Origin of the sequence: Bradyrhizobium sp. 31Argb (assembly GCF_043638955.1) — a bacterium.
Classification (GTDB): domain Bacteria; phylum Pseudomonadota; class Alphaproteobacteria; order Rhizobiales; family Xanthobacteraceae; genus Bradyrhizobium.
The window spans coordinates 1-1788 of record NZ_JBEGDB010000564.1 but is presented as its reverse complement, the minus strand read 5'-3'; the positions used below and the strand labels follow the sequence as shown (position 1 = coordinate 1788).

General features: G+C 64.2%; 1 protein-coding gene. It reads right to left on the bottom strand.

Translation table 11 applies throughout. From position 1 onward, the window contains the following. Positions 1-101: 101 nt before the first annotated feature. Positions 102-1256 carry a ribonuclease D gene (rnd, locus tag AAFX91_RS41395; protein ID WP_282530473.1) on the bottom strand — a complete coding sequence of 385 codons (1155 nt, stop codon included), beginning with the start codon at positions 1254-1256 and terminating at the stop codon, positions 102-104. Between the last annotated feature and the right edge of the window lie 532 nt (positions 1257-1788).

Sequence of the window (1788 nt, the reverse complement as noted above, 5' to 3'; positions counted from 1 at the left end):
AAGGCTTCCTCCTAAAAGAAAGCCTTGAATCACGTTCAATCTGATTTGAGAATCCCAAGAGTCCACACGGCCTAGGTCTGCGCAAGGCGATAACTACCCCGTTACTCCTTGGCGCGTTCCACCTTGACTACGCGTCCCTTGTCGATTGCAAGCGCCAGCCGGCCGTGCTTGAGCTTGAGCGCCGCTTCGCCGAATAATTCGCGCCGCCAGCCGTGCAGGGCGGCGACGTCGGCATGATCGTCGGCGGCGATCTGCTCGAGATCGTCGACGGTCGCGATCACCTTGCTTGCGACCGCGTGTCGCTCCGACGTCATCCTGAGCAGCACCTTCAACAGTTCGACGATCGCTGCACCATTGGAATTGTTGCGCGGCTTCTCGATCTTCGGCAGTTTCGCGAAATCGCGGGCGAGCCCGCGCTGCACGGCGGCGATGATGTCCGTGCCCCATTTCGAGCGCTCGAATCCTTTCGGCAGCGAGCGCAGGTTGGCAAGCTTGTCCAACGACGTCGGCGCATGTGTTGCGATATCGCCGACCGCCTCGTCCTTCAGCACGCGCGAGCGCGGCACGTCGCGGCTCTGCGCCTCCTGCTCGCGCCACGCGGCGACCTCGATCAGCACCGCGAGCTCGCGCGGCTTCCGCACCCTGGTTTTCAGCCGCTCCCAGGCGCGCTCCGGATGGAAGTCGTAGGTGCGGGGCGAGGTCAGGATCTCCATCTCCTCGCTGACCCAGTCGTTGCGGCCGCGCTTCTTCAGGTCCGCGTCGAGCGCGGTGAAGACGTCGCGCAAATGCGTGACGTCGGCGACGGCGTATTGAGTCTGCTCGGCGCTGAGCGGCCGGCGCGACCAGTCGGTGAAGCGGTGGGTCTTGTCCGGCCGATGGCCGGTGATGCGCTCGACGAGCTGGTCATAGGCGATGCTGTCGCCATAGCCGAGCACCATGGCCGCAACCTGTGTGTCGAAGATCGGGTGCGGGATGGTGTTGGCGCGGTGCCAGACGATCTCGATGTCCTGCCGGGCGGCGTGGAACACCTTCAGCACCTGCTCGTTGGCCATCAACTCGAAGAAAGGTGTCAGGTCGATGCCGGGGGCGAGCGCGTCGATCACGACGGCCTCATCCGGACTCGCCATTTGCAGCACGCAGAGTAGGGGGTAGTAGGTCGTCTCCCGCAGGAACTCGGTGTCGACGGTGATGACGGGGTGGGCGGCCAAGCGGTCGCAGGCCGCCTGCAGTTCCCAGGTGGTGTTAATCAGATCCATGAACAGTCCATGACGCTTCCGACACGCGTTCTGCCGAAAGCGCAGGTATGTCAAGGGGCTTGGCTGCAATTCTGGCCCTGCATAGGCTCAGGTCAGACCGCGGGGAACAGGCCGCGGAGGCGCCGGCCGGGCGAAAACAGTGGTCGGGCGGCCGCCCTACTCGTGACGCCCATGCTTGGAGGGCCGCCGTGCGGCGGGCATTGCGAGCACGACAAGGCAGAGAGCCACCATCGCCATTCCCACGAATTCAAGAGCAAAGGCTTCCATCGGCAATCTCCCTAACAAAGTCGTAAGACTTGTCGGGATCGGGTTGATGGTCTGTTAAGGGATTTGGTTACCGGCCGTCCGCCGCCGCGGTGGTGGACGAGGGGTTAATGGCGGGTGTGCGTGACGGTCGCCGGCGGCGTGCGCCGCGATTATGAGGCTGGCACTGATGTGCCCCCTCATGGTGAGGAGATCGGGATAGGGGGAAGCCTCGCGGCTTCGCCCCTCCCACACCACCGGACGTACGGGTCCGTATCCGGCGGTTCGG